Annotated in this window: 12 protein-coding genes; 4 read left to right on the forward strand and 8 right to left on the reverse strand. The window is 42.4% G+C overall.

The features are described from left to right. Positions 1–53: 53 nt before the first annotated feature. Positions 54–1,001: a deoxyribose-phosphate aldolase gene (deoC, locus tag AXF23_RS09670; protein WP_107625156.1), complete on the forward strand. Its 948-nt coding sequence runs from the start codon at positions 54–56 to the stop codon at positions 999–1,001. 720 nt (positions 1,002–1,721) lie between these two features. Here deoC and AXF23_RS09680 read toward each other — a convergent pair. Next, positions 1,722–2,702: a polyprenyl synthetase family protein gene (locus AXF23_RS09680; RefSeq protein WP_089365704.1), complete on the reverse strand. Its 981-nt coding sequence runs from the start codon at positions 2,700–2,702 to the stop codon at positions 1,722–1,724. 92 nt (positions 2,703–2,794) lie between these two features. Between AXF23_RS09680 and polA the strand changes: the two genes are divergently transcribed. The 3 genes from polA (at position 2,795) to AXF23_RS09695 (ending at position 9,729) form a co-directional block, all read left to right on the forward strand. Beyond that, complete coding sequence (gene polA / locus AXF23_RS09685; RefSeq protein WP_107625158.1) at positions 2,795–5,557, forward strand: DNA polymerase I; 2,763 nt, start codon at positions 2,795–2,797, stop codon at positions 5,555–5,557. A gap of 538 nt (positions 5,558–6,095) precedes the next feature. Then, complete coding sequence (locus AXF23_RS09690) at positions 6,096–7,622, forward strand: GH3 auxin-responsive promoter family protein (protein WP_107625159.1); 1,527 nt, start codon at positions 6,096–6,098, stop codon at positions 7,620–7,622. A 61-nt stretch (positions 7,623–7,683) separates the two neighbouring features. After that, positions 7,684–9,729 (forward strand): Ig-like domain-containing protein, encoded by a 2,046-nt coding sequence (locus AXF23_RS09695; RefSeq protein WP_107625160.1) that lies wholly within the window; start codon positions 7,684–7,686, stop codon positions 9,727–9,729. 156 nt (positions 9,730–9,885) lie between these two features. Here the strand turns inward: AXF23_RS09695 and AXF23_RS09700 are convergent, their stop codons facing one another. The 7 genes from AXF23_RS09700 to AXF23_RS09730 form a co-directional block, all read right to left on the reverse strand. Next, positions 9,886–11,211, reverse strand: coding sequence for an ATP-binding protein (locus AXF23_RS09700; protein ID WP_107625161.1), 1,326 nt, complete (start codon positions 11,209–11,211; stop codon positions 9,886–9,888). 656 nt (positions 11,212–11,867) lie between these two features. After that, positions 11,868–12,740 (reverse strand): acyltransferase family protein, encoded by an 873-nt coding sequence (locus AXF23_RS09705; protein ID WP_370445514.1) that lies wholly within the window; start codon positions 12,738–12,740, stop codon positions 11,868–11,870. A 176-nt stretch (positions 12,741–12,916) separates the two neighbouring features. Continuing rightward, positions 12,917–14,935, reverse strand: coding sequence for a type IX secretion system anionic LPS delivery protein PorZ (locus tag AXF23_RS09710; RefSeq protein WP_107625162.1), 2,019 nt, complete (start codon positions 14,933–14,935; stop codon positions 12,917–12,919). Between the two features lie 24 nt (positions 14,936–14,959). After that, on the reverse strand, positions 14,960–15,853 hold the full coding sequence (locus AXF23_RS09715; RefSeq protein WP_107625163.1) for a glycosyltransferase family 2 protein: 894 nt from the start codon (positions 15,851–15,853) through the stop codon (positions 14,960–14,962). A gap of 13 nt (positions 15,854–15,866) precedes the next feature. After that, positions 15,867–16,448 (reverse strand): non-canonical purine NTP diphosphatase, encoded by a 582-nt coding sequence (locus AXF23_RS09720; RefSeq protein ID WP_107625164.1) that lies wholly within the window; start codon positions 16,446–16,448, stop codon positions 15,867–15,869. Between the two features lie 167 nt (positions 16,449–16,615). Then, on the reverse strand, positions 16,616–17,602 hold the full coding sequence (locus AXF23_RS09725; RefSeq protein WP_107625165.1) for a YitT family protein: 987 nt from the start codon (positions 17,600–17,602) through the stop codon (positions 16,616–16,618). A gap of 155 nt (positions 17,603–17,757) precedes the next feature. Continuing rightward, positions 17,758–20,664, reverse strand: coding sequence for a leucine--tRNA ligase (locus AXF23_RS09730; protein WP_107625166.1), 2,907 nt, complete (start codon positions 20,662–20,664; stop codon positions 17,758–17,760). Between the last annotated feature and the right edge of the window lie 40 nt (positions 20,665–20,704).

The raw sequence follows: 20,704 nt of genomic DNA on the forward strand, positions 1-20,704 counted from the left end.
CAAAGGCACAAACGAAGAAATAAATATCAAAATAACAAATAAAAATAAACATCATGGGAACAATTAAAGAGACTGTTTCAAAAGACATTCAGGCACAAAAAGCCGTTGGGATAGTCGAAAAGAGCGAGTACGATCAAGCCTTATCTCAGTACAACCTTAACATCACTGACGAGGAAGTAAAGGCAGCTGTAACAAAGATAATAGCTGAGAAAGTATCAGAGAACGACAATCTCGAAGTAAAGAAATTCCTATTGGGTAGCGTTGAACTTACAACCCTCAGCACAACAGACACAGAAGAGAAAGTACTCGAAATGGTAGAGAAAGTGAACCGTTTCGACAGTGAGTACCCTGATCTTCCTCATGTTGCAGCCATCTGTGCCTACCCTTGTTTTACTAAATTAATGGCAGACAGCCTTGAAGTAGACGGTGTTGACATTACAAACGTGACGGGTAATTTCCCGTCTTCTCAAACCTTCTTAGAGGTGAAAACAATCGAAACAGCACTCGCAATAAAGGATGGAGCAACTCATATAGATATCGTTATGCCAGTCGGTAAATTCCTTTCTGGTGATTACGAGGGCGTTTGCGACACCATCAACGAGCTTAAACAAGTGTGCGGAGACGTACCGATGAAGGTCATTCTTGAGACTGGTGACCTTGGCAATGCACGCGCTATCAAGACCGCCTCCCTCCTCTCTATGTATGCTGGAGCAGACTATATAAAGACAAGTACAGGCAAGGAGAAGATTAGTGCGACGCCTGAGTCTGTTTATGTAATGTGCCAGGCTATTAAGGAGTATTACGATAAGACAGGCATACAGATTGGCTTAAAACCAGCCGGAGGTATAAATACAGTAATGGACGCAGTCATCTACTACACCATTGTTAAGGAAGTTCTCGGTGAGAAATGGCTCACCAACTATTGGTTCCGCATGGGTACCAGCCGTCTGACTAACCTATTACTAAGTGAAATTATCGGTACTGAGACCAAATTCTTCTAACCTTTTCTATCATCTTGTCTATGCAAAGCAATAGCATAGACAAGGATAAGGTAAAATAAAAAGAACTATCAAGGGGCATCCACAAGGCATGCCCCTTTGTTGTATATAAGCATGAAAGAAAACGACAAATAAGCCAACCTTTAGAAAAGAAGAAATTCGATTATATTTTATAATATAGTCTATAATACTTTTATATATGGTTTATATTATTGAAAAAAGTCGTAAAAAAGACCATAGAAAACCGTCCGTAAAAGAGGAGAAAAGGCCAAGAAAATTACACAAAAATAGTAAAAACAACTATAAAAAAGCATCTCCTTTACCCTTGTATAAAGTAAATAAGACAACACAGAAAAGCCTTATAGAACTCACTAAAGAACATTATTGAAATTAGATGATAGTCAAATAATATCATTATAAGCACATATCACTATCAACTAATCAATAGAATATATTGTAAAAGATGATGATCAACACTGATGTTAAACCATCTGTCTCCTTATGTAAGGCTATTATCCTAATCTTACAAAGTCCTAACACGTATATTATCAACAAATAGTCCTATAAATATTAGACAACAGCTACATCTATAAAAGGCATAAAAAAAGAATTTCTCTTTATGTGATGTATAATCCATCGACATAAAGAGAAACTATTTAAATCACCAAAAAAAATAACCTTATTAACGATGAAAAGGGCCTTTTTATTATTGCTTTAACCTAATTACTTCTTCCTTTTAATAACGTAATCAAGGTAAGCCTGCAGCGAAGAACGGATACTATCACTCTTCACATAGTTATCAATGAAGGTCTGAGCTTCAGCATGAAAGTCCCACATACGACGTTCTGCATATTCAATACCCCCATTTTCCTTCGCAAAACTCACCATTTTGTCGATTTCATCGCGTGTCACTTCACGTGACTTAACTTTACGAGCTAAATTCAACATATCCTCGTTTTTTGTCGAATTCAACGCATATATAATAGGTAGGGTAAGCTTCCCTTCCGCCATATCATTTCCCGTAGGCTTACCAATCTCAGCCTCAGAGTCATAATAATCAAAGATATCATCACGAATCTGGAACACTATTCCGAGGTGTTTACCAAATAGTCTTGCAGCTTCAACCTCCTCTTCAGAGGCATTGGCCGACTCAGCCCCGATAGCAGCACATGCTTCAAAAAGCGCAGCCGTCTTACGTTCAATAATCTTATAGTAGACCTCCTCCGTGATAGCCTTACTCTGAATATTCGAAAGCTGAAGAATTTCTCCGTCACTCAACGTACGTCCTAACTCCGCCAAACGACGTACGATAATCTCAGCATGCGTGTAACTAACATGTAACAAGGCCGTTGAGAGAACATAATCACCCACCAAGACAGCCACCTTATTATCATAGTCAGCATTCACACTTGCCTGTCCCCTGCGTGCATCAGCTTCGTCGACAACATCGTCATGAACAAGTGATGCAGTATGCAAAAGCTCCAATCCCACAGCTGCATGCTGTGTTGCTTGAGAGACCTTACCAAAGTTCTTAGCCATCAGGAGGATGAGAATAGGGCGCATACGCTTCCCAGCACGTTGCTTAATATGGTTAAGTACCGTCTGCAACAAGCCATCCTCATGGTCGAGAGCATGATTGAAAAGGTCGATGAAATCGGCTAATTCTGTCTCAATTGGCTGTTTTATGAGTGAAAGAGTATCCATTTTTGACTTGAAATTTGATACAAATTTACTCATTTTATCGGAGATTATGGAAGAAAATTAGTAATTTTACAGCATAAACAGAATAATTAGTTATGTCGAAACTCTTTCTTATTGATGCCTACGCGCTCATCTATCGTTCCTATTACGCATTCCTTAGGAACCCTCGTATAAACTCGAAAGGACTGAATACATCCGCTATCATGGGCTTTTGTAACACACTTAATGAAGTGCTTACAAAGGAGAGTCCAACGCATATCGGTGTAGCCTTCGACCATGGAAAGACTTTCCGCCATGATGCCTTCCCTGAATATAAGGCACAACGAGAGGAGACACCAGAGGACATCAAGCTCTCTGTGCCCCTTATCAAGCAGATACTTGAAGCGATGCATATCCCTATTCTACAAGTAGATGGCTTTGAGGCCGATGATATCATCGGTACTGTAGCAACACGTTTTGGCTCCGATGGAATCGAGACTTTTATGCTTACGCCCGATAAGGACTATGGTCAACTCATCGGTCCTAACGTCTTTATGTATCGTCCTCGCCATGGTGGCGGCTATGAGATAATAGGAGAAAAGGAGGTAGGAGACAAGTATGGCATCCCTACCCCAGCCCAGGTCATCGACCTCTTGGCGTTGATGGGCGACACAGCCGACAACTTTCCAGGTTGTCCGGGCGTCGGTGAAAAAACAGCAGCTAAGTTAATTAATCAGTTTGGAAGCATTGACAACATGCTTCAACACACCGACGAGATAAAAGGTAAACTACGTGAGAAAGTAGAGAATGCCGTTGAAGACATAAAGATGTCTAAGTTCCTTGCAACGATTCGTACTGATGTTCCAATGCAGCTCGAGTTGGATAATCTCAAAGTAGAGCAACCTGACGAGGCAAAATTGCGTACGATATTTGAAGAGTTAGAGTTTAGGACACTCATCAACAAGTTTCTTAATAAAGATGAAGTAAAGTCAAAAACAGACAACAATCAGCTTGATTTATTTGCAGAAAACACGACCAATGAGTCGAGTGAACCTAAATTTGCGAAATATGAGAGCATAAAAACAAATCAACATGAGTATCAACTCATTGAAAATGAGGGTGAATTACGTCAGTTATGTGACTTTTTTATTACAAAAGAGTTTGTTAGTATAGACACAGAAACGACCTCAACCGATGCAATTAATGCTGAATTAGTAGGTTTAAGCTTCTCAGCTGAAGAAAGCAAGGCATTTTATGTCCCCGTACCAGACAATTACGAAGAAGCGTTAAAAGTCGTTCAAATATTTAAACCACTATATGAGAGCGACAAAATCATGAAAATCGGACAGAACATCAAGTATGATTATGAGGTGTTAACCCGATATGGCGTGACCATTCAAGGTAAGATGTTCGACACGATGATTGCCCACTACCTCATCCAACCAGAGTTACATCATAACATGGACTATCTGGCTGAGACCCTTCTTGGTTATCAAACGATACACATAGAAGAGCTGCTCGGTCCGAAAGGAAAGAAGCAGAAGAATATGCGCAACCTCTCTCCTACTGACATCTATGAGTATGCTGCAGAGGATGCAGACATCACCTTGCGACTGAGAAACGTACTTGAGCCTCGATTAAAGGAGCTTGGCGTCGAAGAACTCTTCTGGAATATAGAGATGCCATTGGTTCGAGTGTTAGCAGACATGGAACTAAATGGTGTCTGCTTAGACACAGAAGCACTGCAAGACACGTCAAAGATTTTCAATGAACGTATGAGAGAATACGAGCAGGAAATATACAAGGAGGCCGGTGAAGAGTTCAATATCTCAAGTCCAAAACAAGTGGGTGACATCCTCTTTGGTAAGTTGCAGATCATGGACAAACCTAAGAAGACAAAAACAGGACAATACGTGACGAGTGAGGAAGTGCTTCAGAGTCTTGAAAATAAAAGTCCTATCGTACGTAACATACTCAATTACAGAGGAATAAAGAAACTTCTGAGTACGTATATTGATGCTCTTCCAAAGTTGATAAACCAACGTACAGGACATATCCACACATCGTTCAATCAGGCTCTGACTGCTACTGGGCGTCTCTCATCAAGCGACCCAAATCTACAGAATATCCCAGTACGCACGGATGATGGGAAGGAGATACGTAAGTGTTTCATCCCAGAAGAGGGTTGTCTGTTCTTTTCAGCAGATTATAGTCAGATTGAGTTACGTATTATGGCCCACCTTTCTGAGGACGAAAACATGATGGAGGCCTTCCGTGAGGGGCATGACATCCATCGTGCAACGGCTGCAAAAATATGGCATGAGGACATAGATAAGGTCACTGACGCACAGCGAAAGAAGGCAAAACAAGCCAATTTCGGTATTATTTATGGTATCACCACCTACGGACTTGCCCAACGCATGGACATCTCAAATGCTGAGGCAAAAGACCTCATACAAGACTACTTCCGCACATTCCCAAAGGTACAAGCCTATATGGAACATGCGAAAGAGATGGCAAGAGCCAAAGGCTATGCCGAAACACTCTTCCATCGTCGCCGCTATCTGGCTGATATAAACAGTCGCAACGCCACTGTCCGCGGGTTTGCTGAGCGTAATGCCATCAACGCACCGATACAGGGAACGGAGGCAGACATCATCAAAGTGGCAATGGTACGCATCTGGGAACGCTTTAAGAAAGAAGGAATCCGCTCAAAGATGATTCTTCAGGTGCATGATGAACTTAACTTCTCCGTCTACCCAGAAGAGCGCGAACAGGTGGAGCGCATTGTCATTGAAGAGATGCAGAACGCCTATCCACTGAACGTCCCACTGATAGCTGATGCCGGATGGGGCAAAAACTGGTTAGAAGCACATTAAAAAGAAAAGGCCTCCCCTTGTCCCTCTGAAGGCAGGGGGAGGCTTACAAAAAGAGGTATAAGGAGTATATAGGAAATCAAATAATGCCTCTTTTATAGACTATAATATATATAATAATAGACTATAATAATCAACTAAACATAAAGAAAAGGATTTATTACCTCCTTATAAAGCATCCCCATGAGTACTGATAAGGCCAATTAGATAGCTAAAAAATAGGCTATACTGTCACAAAAAAAAAGGATTAAGGCCCTACCCTACCCCTTTCATCGAATTTTGTTCATGACAAGAAAGAATTATTTTCACGACAAGAAATATTTATTTTCATGAAGAAAAATATTTTTTTTCATGAAAATAAATTAGAGAGGGGGGCTGAAAGATGAGAATAAAGGAGGATGAAAAGTCACATTACTAATCATGCACAGAATACAAGGAAAGACCCATCATGCAGCTTAAAAGCAGTGTTAAAATATAGAAAAAGGCTACTCGTTTAGCTTTTTTGGCGTAATTTTGCAATTTAATCAACCAGAGAAATTGAATGAGTCTTACTAATATAGTAAACAAGTTGTACTTCCATCCACGACGTAAGGAGCTTGAGCACTACCTCACGGATGGAGAGGCTATCCAGCGGGAAGTCATGCAATACCTCGTTGAACGAGCCAAGGACACCGAATACGGACGCAAACATCTCTTCTCAACGATAAAGTCATACGAAGATTTCACACAGAACATTCCAGTCAACACATACGAGGAATTGAAGGGTGACATCGACCGTATGCGCCATGGAGAACGCAATATTCTATGGCCAGGACAGGTGAGATGGTATGCTAAGTCGTCTGGTACAACAAACGATAAGAGTAAGTTCATTCCTGTTTCCCACGAAGGATTACAGACAATTCATTACCAAGGTGGAAAGGACGTTATCGCTTACTACCTTAGTAATCACCCAGAGAGTAGACTCTTCAACGGTAAGAGTCTTATCTTAGGTGGGAGCCATTCTCCAAACTACAACTTATACAACTCACTTGTAGGCGACCTAAGTGCTATCCTCATAGAGAACATCAATCCACTCGCAAACCTGTGCCGTGTACCTAAGAAATCAACAGCTTTACTGAGCGATTTCGAGGTGAAACGCGACCGAATTGCACAGGAGACCCTCAAGCAGAACGTTACCAATCTATCCGGTGTTCCGTCTTGGATGCTCTCTGTCATAGTACGTGTTCTCGAATTGAGTGGTAAACAACACTTAGAAGAAGTATGGCCTAATTTAGAAGTGTTCTTCCATGGTGGCATTGCTTTTACACCCTATCGTGAGCAGTATGAGCAGCTCATTACCAAGCAAGGGATGAACTATATGGAGACATACAACGCTTCTGAGGGCTTCTTTGGAATACAGGATGACCCAACAGACAGCAGTATGTCGCTCATGCTCGACTATGGCGTATTCTACGAGTTCTTGCCTATGGACGAGTTTGAAAGTGAACATCCGAACATCGTCCCACTGTCGGGTGTGGAGATAGGGCGCAACTATGCGATGCTGATTAGTACTGCTTGTGGACTTTGGAGATACGAGATAGGAGACACAGTACAGTTCATTTCGACCAACCCTTATAAGTTTGTTATCACCGGAAGAACCAAGTATTTCATCAATGCCTTTGGTGAAGAGCTCATCATGGACAATGCCGAGAAGGGTCTCGAAGCCGCTTGCAAAGCCACTGGCGCACAGCTGTCTGATTACACAGCAGCCCCAATGTATATGGATGCGAAGGCTAAATGTCGTCATCAGTGGCTCATTGAGTTTGCGAAAGAACCCTCTTCACTTGACGAGTTTGCCAAAGTTCTTGATGACAAACTACAAGAGGTTAACTCAGACTACGAGGCGAAACGTTTTCATAACATTACCCTTCAACCGCTTGAGATAATTGTTGCACGCAAGGACCTCTTCAATGACTGGCTCAAAATAAAGGGTAAGCTCGGTGGTCAACATAAGATTCCACGCCTTTCAAACAGCCGTAACAACCTTGAAGAACTACTGAGTATGAACCAGCAAAAGACTACAGAGTAAAAAGGATAAAACAACCTTTATGAGGTAAAAAGCAAAAGGGTAAACAAGTAAAACCAGCGATATGAAGAAACAACAACAGAGATATTGCCAAGAAGTTATAGGTGGAAGGGATGGCCTTTCAGCTAAGGTTAGTCCTTACCTTGCGGTGTTCTACCAACCAAAGGTTTTACTTCTTTTCCTTTTTACCATACTCCTTTTGACACTGTCGTCCTGTGCGAAGATGAGACAACCAGATGGTGGATGGTACGATGAGACCCCTCCAAGAGTGTTGGCTGCCTCCCCCTCTGAACGAGCAACTGATGTAAACAGTAAGAAGGTGAACATCTATTTCAACGAGTTCATCAAATTAGACAACGCATCTGAGAAGGTTGTCGTATCGCCTCCACAGATAGAAGCACCCGAAATAAAGGCTACAGGAAAGCATATCACAGTGAGTCTCCAAGACAAGCTACAGCCAAACACCACCTACACCATCGACTTCTCTGATGCTATCTCAGACAATAACGAGGGCAATCCATTAGGGAATTACACCTACAGCTTCTCTACTGGCGATCATATTGACACCCTTGAGGTGTCTGGCTACGTGTTAGAAGCAGAGAACCTGGAGCCTGTAAAGGGTATTCTCGTGGGTCTTTACAGTAATCAGAACGACTCTGCTTTCGAGAAACTACCTATGCTTCGCGTCTCACGCACCGATAGTCGTGGTCGCTTCAGCATACGAGGTGTTGCCAAGGGAGACTACCGCATTTACGCTTTACAGGACATGGACGGTAACTATAGGTACAATCAAAAGAGCGAGAAATTGGCCTTCACGCCCGAAGTCATTATGCCTTCATGGAAGCCAGACATACGACAAGACACACTCTGGATTGACTCTTTGCATATTAAAGACATCAAACAGGTGCCTTACACCCATTTCCTTCCAGATGATGTGGTGCTGAATTCCTTTACACCTACGCAGACTGACCGTTTCTTCCTCAAGTCTGAACGCAAGGAGCCAAACCATTTCACGCTCTTTTATAGCTATGGTGATGCCGACCTCCCACAGCTTAAAGGACTCAATTTCAATGCTAAAGATGCCTTCATAACAGAGCCAAGTCTGAACCAAGACACCATCATCTATTGGCTTCGTGATACGGCCCTTGTAAATCAAGACACGCTGCGAATGCAGATGACCTATAACATGACGGACAGTATGGGTAAACTTGTGCCTAAGACAGACACGCTGGAGATACTCTCAAAGGTGCCCTACGCAAAGCGTCTGAAGCGTCAACAAGAAGAGTACGACAAGTGGTTTAAGAAGCAGGAGAAGGCCAAAGAACGTGGAAAAGACTTCCAAACGGCTATGCCGGTCACACCTTTAGAGGTAAGATACAATGTCTCCTCGCAAATGGACCCAGACCAAAACCCAACGTTCGAGCTCCCTACTCCACTTGAAAAGACCGATACCTCCAAGATACATCTCTATGAGAAGATAGACTCTATGTGGTATCGAGCGAAATACAGCTTCGGTGCCGAACCTGGTAGACCACGGTTAATGAAACTCGTCAGCACCTGGGATCCGGGTCATGAATATAGTCTTGAGGTCGACTCAGCAGCCTTCACAGATATCTATGGAAAGGTGTCTGCAAAGTATAAACAGGGCATCCGTATCCCGTCAATAGACGAGTATGGCACGTTGATGATGACCTTACAGGGCATGGAAGGTAAGAATTGCCTATTGCAACTACTCAATGAAAGCGACAAGCCAGTGAAGGAGACGTATGCAAAGAACAATCAAGCGACCTTCCACTACGTAAAGCCTGGGGTCTACTACCTACGTGTCATCGTCGATGAAAACGACAATGGTAGATGGGATACGGGTGATTATGCGACCCAGCGACAGCCCGAAGCCGTCTATTACTACCCCAAGTCTATCGAGTGTAAGGCCAAGCGTGACGTACAGGGTACGTGGAATCCGCGTCTACTCCCACTCTACAAGCAGAAGCCGGGAGCCATAACAAAGCAGAAGGCTGATGCCCAGCGCAAGATAAAGAGGCGTAATGCCGAACGCGCTCGCAGCCTTGATATCCCTCTACCTGCCGACCTCCTCAACACAGCTCATTAGAGACAATAGAAATAATAACGCACGAAACGCTGGTTTATCACAACCTATCAATACCCATAAACGCCCTCGTCTATCCCCTACTCTATTAAGTTTTAGGGTCGACGAGGGCGTTTTTAGTCCTTATATATGCCCCTGTGTAATGGTCAAACCAATTATCTATATATCGTCCAAAGATAAACAACCAAGACTTAACTTATAGCTCCGAAGCTCTGAACAGTTCTGCAATAGATTATCTACCTTAGCTCGAAGGATAGCCTCATCATATTTGTTAGCATTGCGTTTCACCTCATACACCCATGCAACCTTATCTATTTCGTTCACTGCAATAAGGTCTATTTCATTCTCGCCCTTGCGGTCCCAGTACTTTCCTATCCGTGTATAATCACCTGTCTCACGCAGTTTACGCTCAAAATACCTTTCTAACATGAAGCCTTCAAGCATGTTGATATCACGTTCGATAAGGCGTGCAAGTTGCTTCAAAGCACCATTCTCAACGAAAGCCTGATACTTGAAGAAGAAACGAAACCACAATGTAAGGAAATTATCGCATAGTGTGTAGCGCACCTTCCGAGAATTACTCTTTGCGAAAATAGGCTGATGACGTTCTATCAAACCATAATACTTCTCCAGTCGTTCAAGGTAGCTTCCAATGCCACTGGCCTCCATTCCGATCTTATTCTCTATCTCTTTACGCGTAAGTTGACCCTCAGATATACAAATAAGAATAGAAAAGTAAATGGAGTAATCAGTCCCAAACTCCTCTATTAAAACGTTCTTACCCTCATTGATAAAAGGCGAATTTACCTCCGTAAGCATACTGTATATCGTCTTTCTTACCGTCCGCTTGTTATCCATCAGTAAACTGATATACCATGCTACCCCACCCGATACAGTGAAGAGTGCCAATAAGTCCTCTGCAGTATAGGATGGATTAAAGTCACGAAGAATCTCCTTTAAGGTGTCAGTAGTAAAAGGCTGCAGATTTATAATGCGTCCTGCACGTGAGAAAAGTGGCTCCTTACTATCCTCAAATAGCTTATGCATCATCGAATAAATCGAACCACTAACTATCAAATTAAGGTGACTTCCACCCTTATTCAAGTCCCACTCACGTTGTAACTCACTGAATATAGAGGAATTAACACGCCCGAAGTCCTGAAACTCATCGATGATTAAAGTGAAAGCACGTGTCTTAGACAATTCCATCACATGATGAAAGAGCTTTGAAAAAGATGTATATCGTCCAATAGGAACCTGCAGTGTCTCTTCTATCACAGCACGAAAATCATCACACAACAGTGCTTCCGACTTACGTGCTACGAAGAAATAAAGCAGCGTAAGGCGCTCTCCACTCTTCAAGGTAAGCTCGGTCTTGCCAATACGTCTACGACCAATCAGCACCGTCATTTGGGCCTCTTGGTGGCTCAATAGCTCTACATCAGAGAGCAGTTTTAGCTCATTTATTCTATCATAAAACCTCATAAACATTCCTTTTTAGTAATAGCTATTACCGTAATAGTCATTACTTTATTTTGCAAAGATACTCTCTTTTATTGATAAAAGCAAGTAAATCAGTTACTTTCAACCCTCATCAATATTGCATACAAGTATCAACAAACACCTCGAAATAGGCTTTTAGGTGTGATAAAAGTAAGGTAAACAACCCATAAGATTTCTTTTCATGAATTTATTTTCATGAAAAAAAATATTTTTCTTCATGAAAATAAATATTTCTTGTCATGAAAAAAATTCTTTCTCTTCATGAAAATAATTCGATAAAGCGTATCAGTTCAAGTTTATATCACACTGTTCGGCTATTGAGTAAACATGGGGAAAGAGACATCAAAAGACCTATAAGGAGTGCTTAGGAAGCCAAAGAATAAGACAGACAGCACTCAATAGGAACCATTAACATGGCGTTAAAAATAGAGAAACAACAACATATCCGTCCTTGTCAAGTGTTACCAAGAAGATAGCATACATACAAAGATAGCGATTTTCAGCTTTCTTTTGTCTTATTTCAAGCGTTTTATCTGTTCGCCTTCAGTATACCAAACACCATCACAACCGGTTTTCTCTGCCTTTAGAAGCAAATATTTCAACTGCTTTCTGTTTGTTATCTCTTCGTTAAAAAGGAGCTACTGCCTCTTTCCTATCATAAATGATAAGTAGCGATAGACGATTACAACAATACCGCTTGCCACTATACAGACTAAAGCATAGGCTATCAGTACACTATAGTAAGCCCCATGATAGTCTAACCCCACCTTCTCAAGTGCTAAAGATAAGCAAAGAGGAACACCTCCACAGACGAAATAATAAACAATACTATGCGCTCCAACCCATTCTACCAGCTTGCATCTTGGCAACTGCTTACAAACATTAACAAGTAAGAAAATGCTCGTCAACATATCAAGAAAGAATAGGAAATAAGAGTCTATACTCATTGGATATATCATCGTATGCACCCCTTTGCACGTTGCATAACCTTTTATTATTATAAGGGATATAAAGAGAAATGATGTGTATAATGGTGTGTTGATACGGTTGAAAACTTCTTTTCGACATTGATAAAACCATCCGATATAAAGGAAAAGGACTGCCTGCAGGGCATTGTTGATACACCAAGGATAATCAGTGGATTGTTTCGTTAAAAGTACCGAACCAACAAAAGCACACAAAGAGAGAATGAGTAAGGCTATAACTTTTCCACGAGTTATCCACAAAAAAAGGCTGAAAACAATTTCAGAAACTACCAAAGCAGCAATAAACCAAGAGGCCCTACCTGTCAAGATAGGCAATAATAAACTCTCCCAGTCTAAACTATGACCATGTGCAAAGGCCTTTGGTAGTGCCAAAACTATAGTAAAGAGCAAATAAGGGAGAAGTAAACTACGCCCTATTGAAACCATCTTACGCTTCATAGAAAAGCCTTGCTGTTTGTACATTAGGTATCCTGACAGAAAGAAAAAGACGATTAGAACATTCGAAACATACCAATCATAAGGAATAAGGTTACCTCCTGTTTAATAGATTTCAGTATGATCCAACAATATTGCCAACATACAGAAACCTCGTAGCATATCTATCCAATGTTCTCTCTCTAACTCCATATACCCTATTGATAATCCTTCATTATAGTTGTTTCTTATAGTAAGATTATTATGAAATGAATATTTTTTTTGTTCTATCTCACAATCGCAACCTTACAAACAACGCCATTGTTACCATCCTCATCAGCACTTTCAACCATGTAAACACCTGATGCAACGGGTTTACCAGACTTGTCTTTGCCATCCCAAACAAAGCTACCACCATTGCTAACACCTGCTGCAACGAGTACACCATTTGTAGTAACAATCTTCACATCAGCGTTCATTGAGAGTCCAACAATGGTGATTGGACCTGTATAACCGGGCTTAACTGGATTTGGATAAGCGTATGTTTTGTCCTCACTCGGTTGGTCGGATGGTGTCGTCGCATCGCTCATATAAGAGCATAAACCCTTGTCCGTACCAAAGAATACTTCGCCTGTTGCGTTGTTGATAGCGATAGAAAGGATATTATCCGATAGGAGTGGACTATTTGAAGAGAGGATATGTTTCACCTGTGTCATATTATCGGCACTGATGAGATAAACGCCATTCGCCTTTGTTCCAAACCATTTTCTGCCTCCTCCATCAATAGCCATACAGGTGACATCAATGCCCGACAGAAGATAATCAGCAAGGTTGGTACCATCGTTACGAGGCACTTTTACCTGTGTAAAAACGGCTGTTTCAGGGTTATCAATAGCCGAACGAGACAATAGAAGTGGTCCTATCGTAGTGGTAACCCACACATCTCCATTCGACAAAGGCATCACGCTATGGGGTACTAAGTCTAAGCTCGAACCATCCTCATTGACAAATCTAGTGAAAGAAAGCAACTTGTCAGTTGCTGGTTGGTAATAGAACAAAGCCGGATAGTCCCAGTGATCATTACAGAACCATAAGTTATTGCGATTATCGAAGACCATACTTGTTAGGACCGAGCCCCCTACTCCATTCTTCATAAGGGATGGCTTACTGAAAGAAGTCATCTGTCCATCAGCCGAAAGGCGCAAGAGATTCTCTCTGGAGGTTTGACTGTTCAATATCCAAAGGTTGCCTATATTATCGAAACAGAGCCCATCAATAAGCACATAATTGTTTCCTAACTCTCGTCCTCGGTCCATTGCACCTTGCAACAAACTGTTGTCTTTATTATAATAAGCCTTTAATTGTCCATCAAGAAACTCGTATAAACCTGTTCTTCCACCAACAAATACATGGTTAGCATTGCGTGGATCGACTGCAAGAACATTGTTATCAAGATAGTCATAGCCCGTTTTTAACGATAGATTCTCTTGATAATTCGTCCACTCGCCATCGTGTAGAATCTGCACAGCACCAGGTGTATTAGAATCTCCATAACCTGATTTAAACATACCAGGGACGGTATATAAGCGGTTATTAAGGTATTGGATATAGACAAAACCATTATACTTTGGACCTCCAGGATTCAATGTTTTCGCTTGATTAAGGAGGTTTGCATCCATCGTCTTCGGTCTTTCCACATAGCCACCAACCTGTGTCCAGTTGTTCTTATCGAGCAAGTTTGTCGTTAACGGAGCACGATATAGCCCATTAGACTGGCTTGCAGCATAGATGTAAGAACCTTCTATATAACTGTAATTAACCGGAAAGGAGAGGTTGTAACTATCGCTTATTTCTGCCTTACCAACATTCAGCTTGACAAGTCCGAAGCCTGTTGAAAGATAGCAATAAGCCCCATTCATATCAATACTATAGACTGTCTTGTCGGAAGTCAAAGCCTTTAAATAATAGTCGGGTACGTTCGTAACGTTCCCCTTAGCGTCCATTAGATCGATATTATTGTCTTCGTAGACAATAACAAGACGTTTGGCGACTTCATTCCAACCAATGAATCGGATGCCAATAGAACTTAGTCCGTTCTGTTTATCGTATGTCTGAATACTTTGATCAGCCTTATTATAGGTGTAAAGGTCATTAGATGCAAGTACATATAACCGATTGCCTCCTTGCTCAACCCATTGTATGTTGGCATAAGAAAGGTAAGACTTCCATGTCCCAATACCTCCTGCAATAGCAGAGAGAGAGGATATAAGAATGATAAAAGATAGGATAATTCGTTTTATTGTCATAGTGGGTTCTTGTCGAAATGAATATTATCTTGCTTGCTGCTCAAGGCTTATATAATACATGAGCTTATATAGATTAAACAGAAAAATACTTGGTTTATTGCTTTCCAAACGATGTTTTAAGGGCTTATGAAGCAACTTGAAAGCCAAAAAGAGGAGCTTTGCGAGGTGGAAATGATGGATTCTTTCAACCATCTTGAGCAGTGAAGAGAAGTTGATTAAGTCCTTTCTGAATTGGAGGAGAGTGTGTAATGCCTCCTCGGTCTTGCTTATGTATGTCTCATTAGACTCAAAGTTACAGAACAGAACGGGGTTATCAATGTGGTTAATAGTAAGTCCTTGCTGTTGAAAACGCTTCCCCAACAACACGTCCTCATAGCCATAACGACTAATGCGCTCGTCGTATGGACATTCACCTAATGCACTTCTTCGTATGAGGATATTGGTTGCAAGATGTTGAAAAGGTTGTTTTTGTCGTTTTTCTATGGTGTTATTAGCTTCGCACACACACTCATATTTATATCTAAGATTCCCTTTCCATTGTTCTGGATTGCCACCTATTCTAATACCACCAACGACCACATCACCTTCTGCTTGCGTGTATCTACGAATAAAATCGGGATTATCAAGGGATAAATCACCATCTATGAAGAGGATACAATCACCTTTTGACTGCGAGAAAAGGAAGTTGCGAATGGCTGACCGACCGACATTCTCCTGCCTTATAATATACCGCACGCCCTCTAACTGACCAATGACTTTGTTACGCTCAACGATGTGCTGATTCATAGTATCAGCCATTGTTCCATCGTCAGCCACGATAATCTCATACGCAATACCACACTCCATACATTGCCGTTGGAGTTCTGTTACCAAAGCCACACAGCTGCATTTATAAATAGGAAGGAGTATCGATAGCATGTAGATGAATACTTTAATAAGACGAGGATAAGTACTCTGCCAACTTCTTTACAGCCCTTGCACGATGAGAAATCTGGTTCTTTATCTCCTCACCAAGTTCTGCAAAGCTCTTGTCATAACCCTCTGGAATGAAGATAGGGTCGTACCCGAAGCCCTCCGTTCCATGCTTCTCTGTAGCGATTCTACCCTCTACCTTACCCTCAAACTGATGTTCTTTACCATCAATGATGAGCGAGATAATGGTGCGAAAGCAGGCTTTACGATTGGCTTTCCCTTCTAAGTTTGCCAATAGCTTACGCATATTCGCCTCGCTATCGTGGTCGGTTCCCTCTGCATAACGAGCTGAATGTACACCGGGTTCACCACCGAGTGCCTCCACCTCAAGCCCCGTATCATCCGCAAAACAATCGTGGCTGTAATGCTCAACGATGTAGGTTGACTTTTGGCGAGCGTTCTCCTCCAATGTAGCTCCAGTCTCAGGGATATCCTCATGACAGCCAATCTCAGACAAAGAAACGATTTCAAAGTCCTTTCCAAGGATGTCCTTAATCTCTTCTAACTTGTGTTTATTATTTGTTGCAAATACTATTTTCATCTTCGTAAATCCTTTCCTTACTATGAAAAAACTATGTTATCACATCAAGACCCTTGTCAACACGACAGGGACCCACCACTCATGTGCTCGCAAAAGATTACAGCCATTGAACACACGAGTCATGTGTCCCTGTGGTATAGTATGTGGAACACAGCCCTTCTGCTTATTTATTTCTTTTCATTCGCAGGCTTTTTCATGGCTTCAGCCAACTTCTTTTCCTGCTTTTTCATTTCCTTTTTCGCCTTAATCTTTATCTGGTCGAAGCCTTCACCATAGACACCAATCACCGAACTCTGGCTTACGAAGGCTGTTGGGTCAACCATCTTGATGATACGGAAGATAGTTTTACTCTCGTTACGCTTTGCCAACAAGCAGATAACCTTCATATCATTACCAGTGTACCAACCATGTCCATCGAGGATGGTCAGGGCGTGTTCGGTCTCATCGACGATAGCCTTGGCTATTTCCTCATGTTTCCAAGAGAAGATCATGAACTGTACTGACTCGCGCCGCATGTTCATCACGTGGTCTAACATAAAACATTCGATGAACATAGTACAGTATCCAAAGACCATCTTATGTAGGCGCTCCATGATATCACCAAACTGTGGGAAGAAGAGACAACTACCCACAATCAGAATATCGACGCCCATCAAGACTTGTCCTAACGAGATATCATGATACTTATTGACGCAGGCAGCAATGATATCCGTACCTCCCGTACTTCCATTATTTAGGAATACAATAGCCAATCCAGTGCCTGTCAGACAGCAACCAATTATCAATGACATAAAGTCCTGCCCCTCACCAAGCATCTTGATAAAGTGCCCTGCGGAATCTTTCGGCATCAAGTCCTGTGCAAAGAGAAGCATGAAATAAAGGGCAAAGATGGCATAGATGGTCTTCATCAAGAACTTAAAGCCCAATATCTTCAGTGCAACAATCAGCAAGGAGACATTGATGATGATATAAGTGTTTTCTATCTTAAAGCCTGTAGCATAGTAGATAACAGCCGACATACCCGTCACTCCGCCCGTAACAATCTCATAAGGCATGAGGAAGATAGTAAAGGCTGCTGCATAGATAAGTAAGCCAACGGTCAAGAAAAAGTAATCTTTGGCTTCGGATCGGATGAGTTGTTGATCAATAGTCATAGGCTCTTAGAATGGTTATAATGAAGAGGATGTATCGAAACACAGCTGTAGCGTTCTTCACAAACGCACCTCACCTTCGTAGATGGCTCCCGCTTGTAGAGAAACAAGCCAACAGCACTGTTTCCATACAGCCTCTTCTATGGTTTATTGAATAGTTATTTGCAAACGATGTTGATAATCTTCTTCGGCACAACGATAATCTTTACGATTGTCTTACCGTCGATATAGTGCTGGCTTCGTTCGTCTTCTAAAGCCTTCTTCTCAATATCTTCCTTCGTTGCATCAGCTGGGAAGGTCATCTGGAAACGTGCCTTACCATTGAAAGATACAGTCAGCTGCACCTCATTCTCTACGAGATAAGACTCGTCCCATGCTGGCCATTCAGCATCGAAGACACTCTTTGTCTCACCACCCAACTGCTCCCACAGCTCTTCTGCCATGTGAGGTGCGAATGGAGCGATGACAATAACCATCTTCTTCAATAGCTCACGATTAGCACACTTCTGCTGTCCGAGTTCGTTAACACAAATCATAAACGCAGAAACAGCTGTATTGTAAGAGAACTGCTCAATATCTCCTGTCACCTTCTTGATAAGCTTGTGAACGCTCTTCAATGAATCCTTTGAAGGCTCATCATCGTTGAGTTCCTGCTGATAAAGCTTCCAGAACTTCTTCAAGAAACGGAAACAACCATCGATACCGTTCGTATCCCAAGGCTTACTTGCCTCTACAGGACCGAGGAACATTTCGTAAAGACGGAGTGTGTCTGCGCCATACTGCTCAACAATCACATCTGGATTGACAACGTTGAACATTGACTTAGACATCTTCTCTACCGCCCAACCGCATTTGTAGGTGGCGGGTGTTGGGTGCTGGGTGTTGAGGGTATCTGATGATGATGTGCCATCTTCGAAGATGAATTCAGCATTGTTATATTCTGGACGCCAAGCCTTGAAAGCCTCAACATCGAGTACATCAGCATGAACAATGTTGACATCAACATGGATAGGAGTTGTTTCATACTTGTCTTTCTGCCCTAAGCTGACAAATACTGGTGCCTTTGAGTGGTCGTCAGAGTTGATACGATAAACGAAGTTAGAGCGTCCTTGGATCATTCCTTGGTTCACCAACTTCTCGTATGGTTCCTCTTTACAACTGCAACCACAGTCGAAGAGGAACTTATTCCAGAAACGACTGTAAATCAAGTGACCTGTTGCATGTTCGGTACCACCGACATAAAGGTCTACATTCTGCCAATACTCGTCTGCCTTTTTGCCCACCAGTGCTTCGTCATTGTGTGGGTCCATATAGCGAAGATAGTATGCTGAGCTACCAGCAAAGCCTGGCATCGTATTCAACTCCAATGGGAAAACAGTCTTATCGTCAACCAATGACTTCTCAACAACCTTACGCTCAGCCTCATTCCAAGCCCAAACCTTTGCACGACCCAATGGTGGTTCGCCGCTTTCTGTTGGTTCGTACTTGTCAATTTCAGGTAGTTCGAGAGGCAAACACTCCTCTGGAATCATGTAAGGCATTCCCTGCTTGTAATAGACAGGGAATGGTTCACCCCAGTAACGCTGGCGTGAGAAGATAGCATCACGCAGACGATAGTTCACCTTCACACGACCGATACCCTTCTCAGTAACAAACTGCTTGGTCTTCGCAATAGCCTCCTTCACCGTAAGACCATTGAGAGAGAAGCCGTCCATGCTCTCTTTTCCTGCAGCAGGAGAGTTGGTTACGATTCCTTCCTTTGCATCAAAGCTCTCTTCTGAGACGTCAGCACCCTCAATCAATGGGATGATTGGGAGGTTGAAATGCTTTGCAAAGGCATAGTCACGACTGTCGTGAGCAGGCACAGCCATAATCGCTCCTGTTCCATATCCAGCTAAAACATACTCTGAAATCCAAATAGGAATCTGCTCGCCAGTGAATGGATTGATACCATATGAGCCTGAGAAGACACCTGTCACCTTACGGTCAGACATGCGCTCCAGCTCTGTGCGCTTCTTTACATACGCCAAATACTCCTCTACCTCAGCCTTCTGAGCCTCTGAAGTGAGTTCTGCAACGAGTTCTGACTCTGGTGCCAATACCATGAAGCTAACACCAAACATCGTATCAGCACGCGTTGTAAAGATAGTGAAATGACCCTCCTTTACCTCTCCACCTGCTACTGGAGTCTGGTACTTGAATTCAACCTCTGTACCCTCAGAACGACCAATCCAGTTCTTCTGTGTCTCTTTAATTGAGTCAGACCAGTTGACAGTCTCCAATCCATCAAGCAATCGCTGTGAATAGGCTGACACACGAAGACACCACTGCTTCATCAACTTCTGTACGACAGGATAGCCTCCACGCTCACTCACACCATTGACAACCTCGTCATTAGCAAGCACTGTGCCGAGTCCCGGACACCAGTTTACCATCGTCTCACCGAGGTAAGCAATACGATAGTTCATCAACTTCTCCTGCTGTTCCAGCTCGTCCATGCTCGACCAATCACGTGCTGAGAAAATCAGTTCCTCACTCTGTGCGACATTAAGGTTCAGTGTTCCTTCTTCCTCAAAGTGGCGAACAAGGTCCTTGATAGGCAATGCCTTCTGTTGTGTATAGTCATAATAAGACTCGAACATACGCTCGAAAGCCCACTGTGTCCAGTGGTAATAACGTGGATCACAGGTGCGTACCTCACGATCCCAGTCGAAACTGAAACCTATCTTATCCAACTGCTCACGGTAACGAGCAATGTTCGTATCGGTTGTCAGCTGTGGATGCTGACCCGTCTGAATGGCATACTGCTCAGCAGGAAGTCCGTAAGCATCATATCCCATAGGGTTCAACACGTTGAAACCCTTCAGTCGCTTATAGCGTGCATAGATGTCACTTGCAATATAACCCAATGGGTGTCCAACGTGCAATCCGGCTCCTGATGGATAAGGGAACATATTAAGTACATAGAACTTCTGCTTGTTCTCGTCCTCAACAACTTTGTAGGTCTTATTCTCAACCCACTTCTGTTGCCATTTCTTCTCAATGTCAATGAAGTTGTATTCCATTCTTATTTTCTATTATAACTAATGTGCAAATTTACAAAAA

The organism is Prevotella sp. oral taxon 313 (genome assembly GCF_003043935.1).
Taxonomy (GTDB): Bacteria; Bacteroidota; Bacteroidia; order Bacteroidales; family Bacteroidaceae; genus Prevotella; species Prevotella jejuni.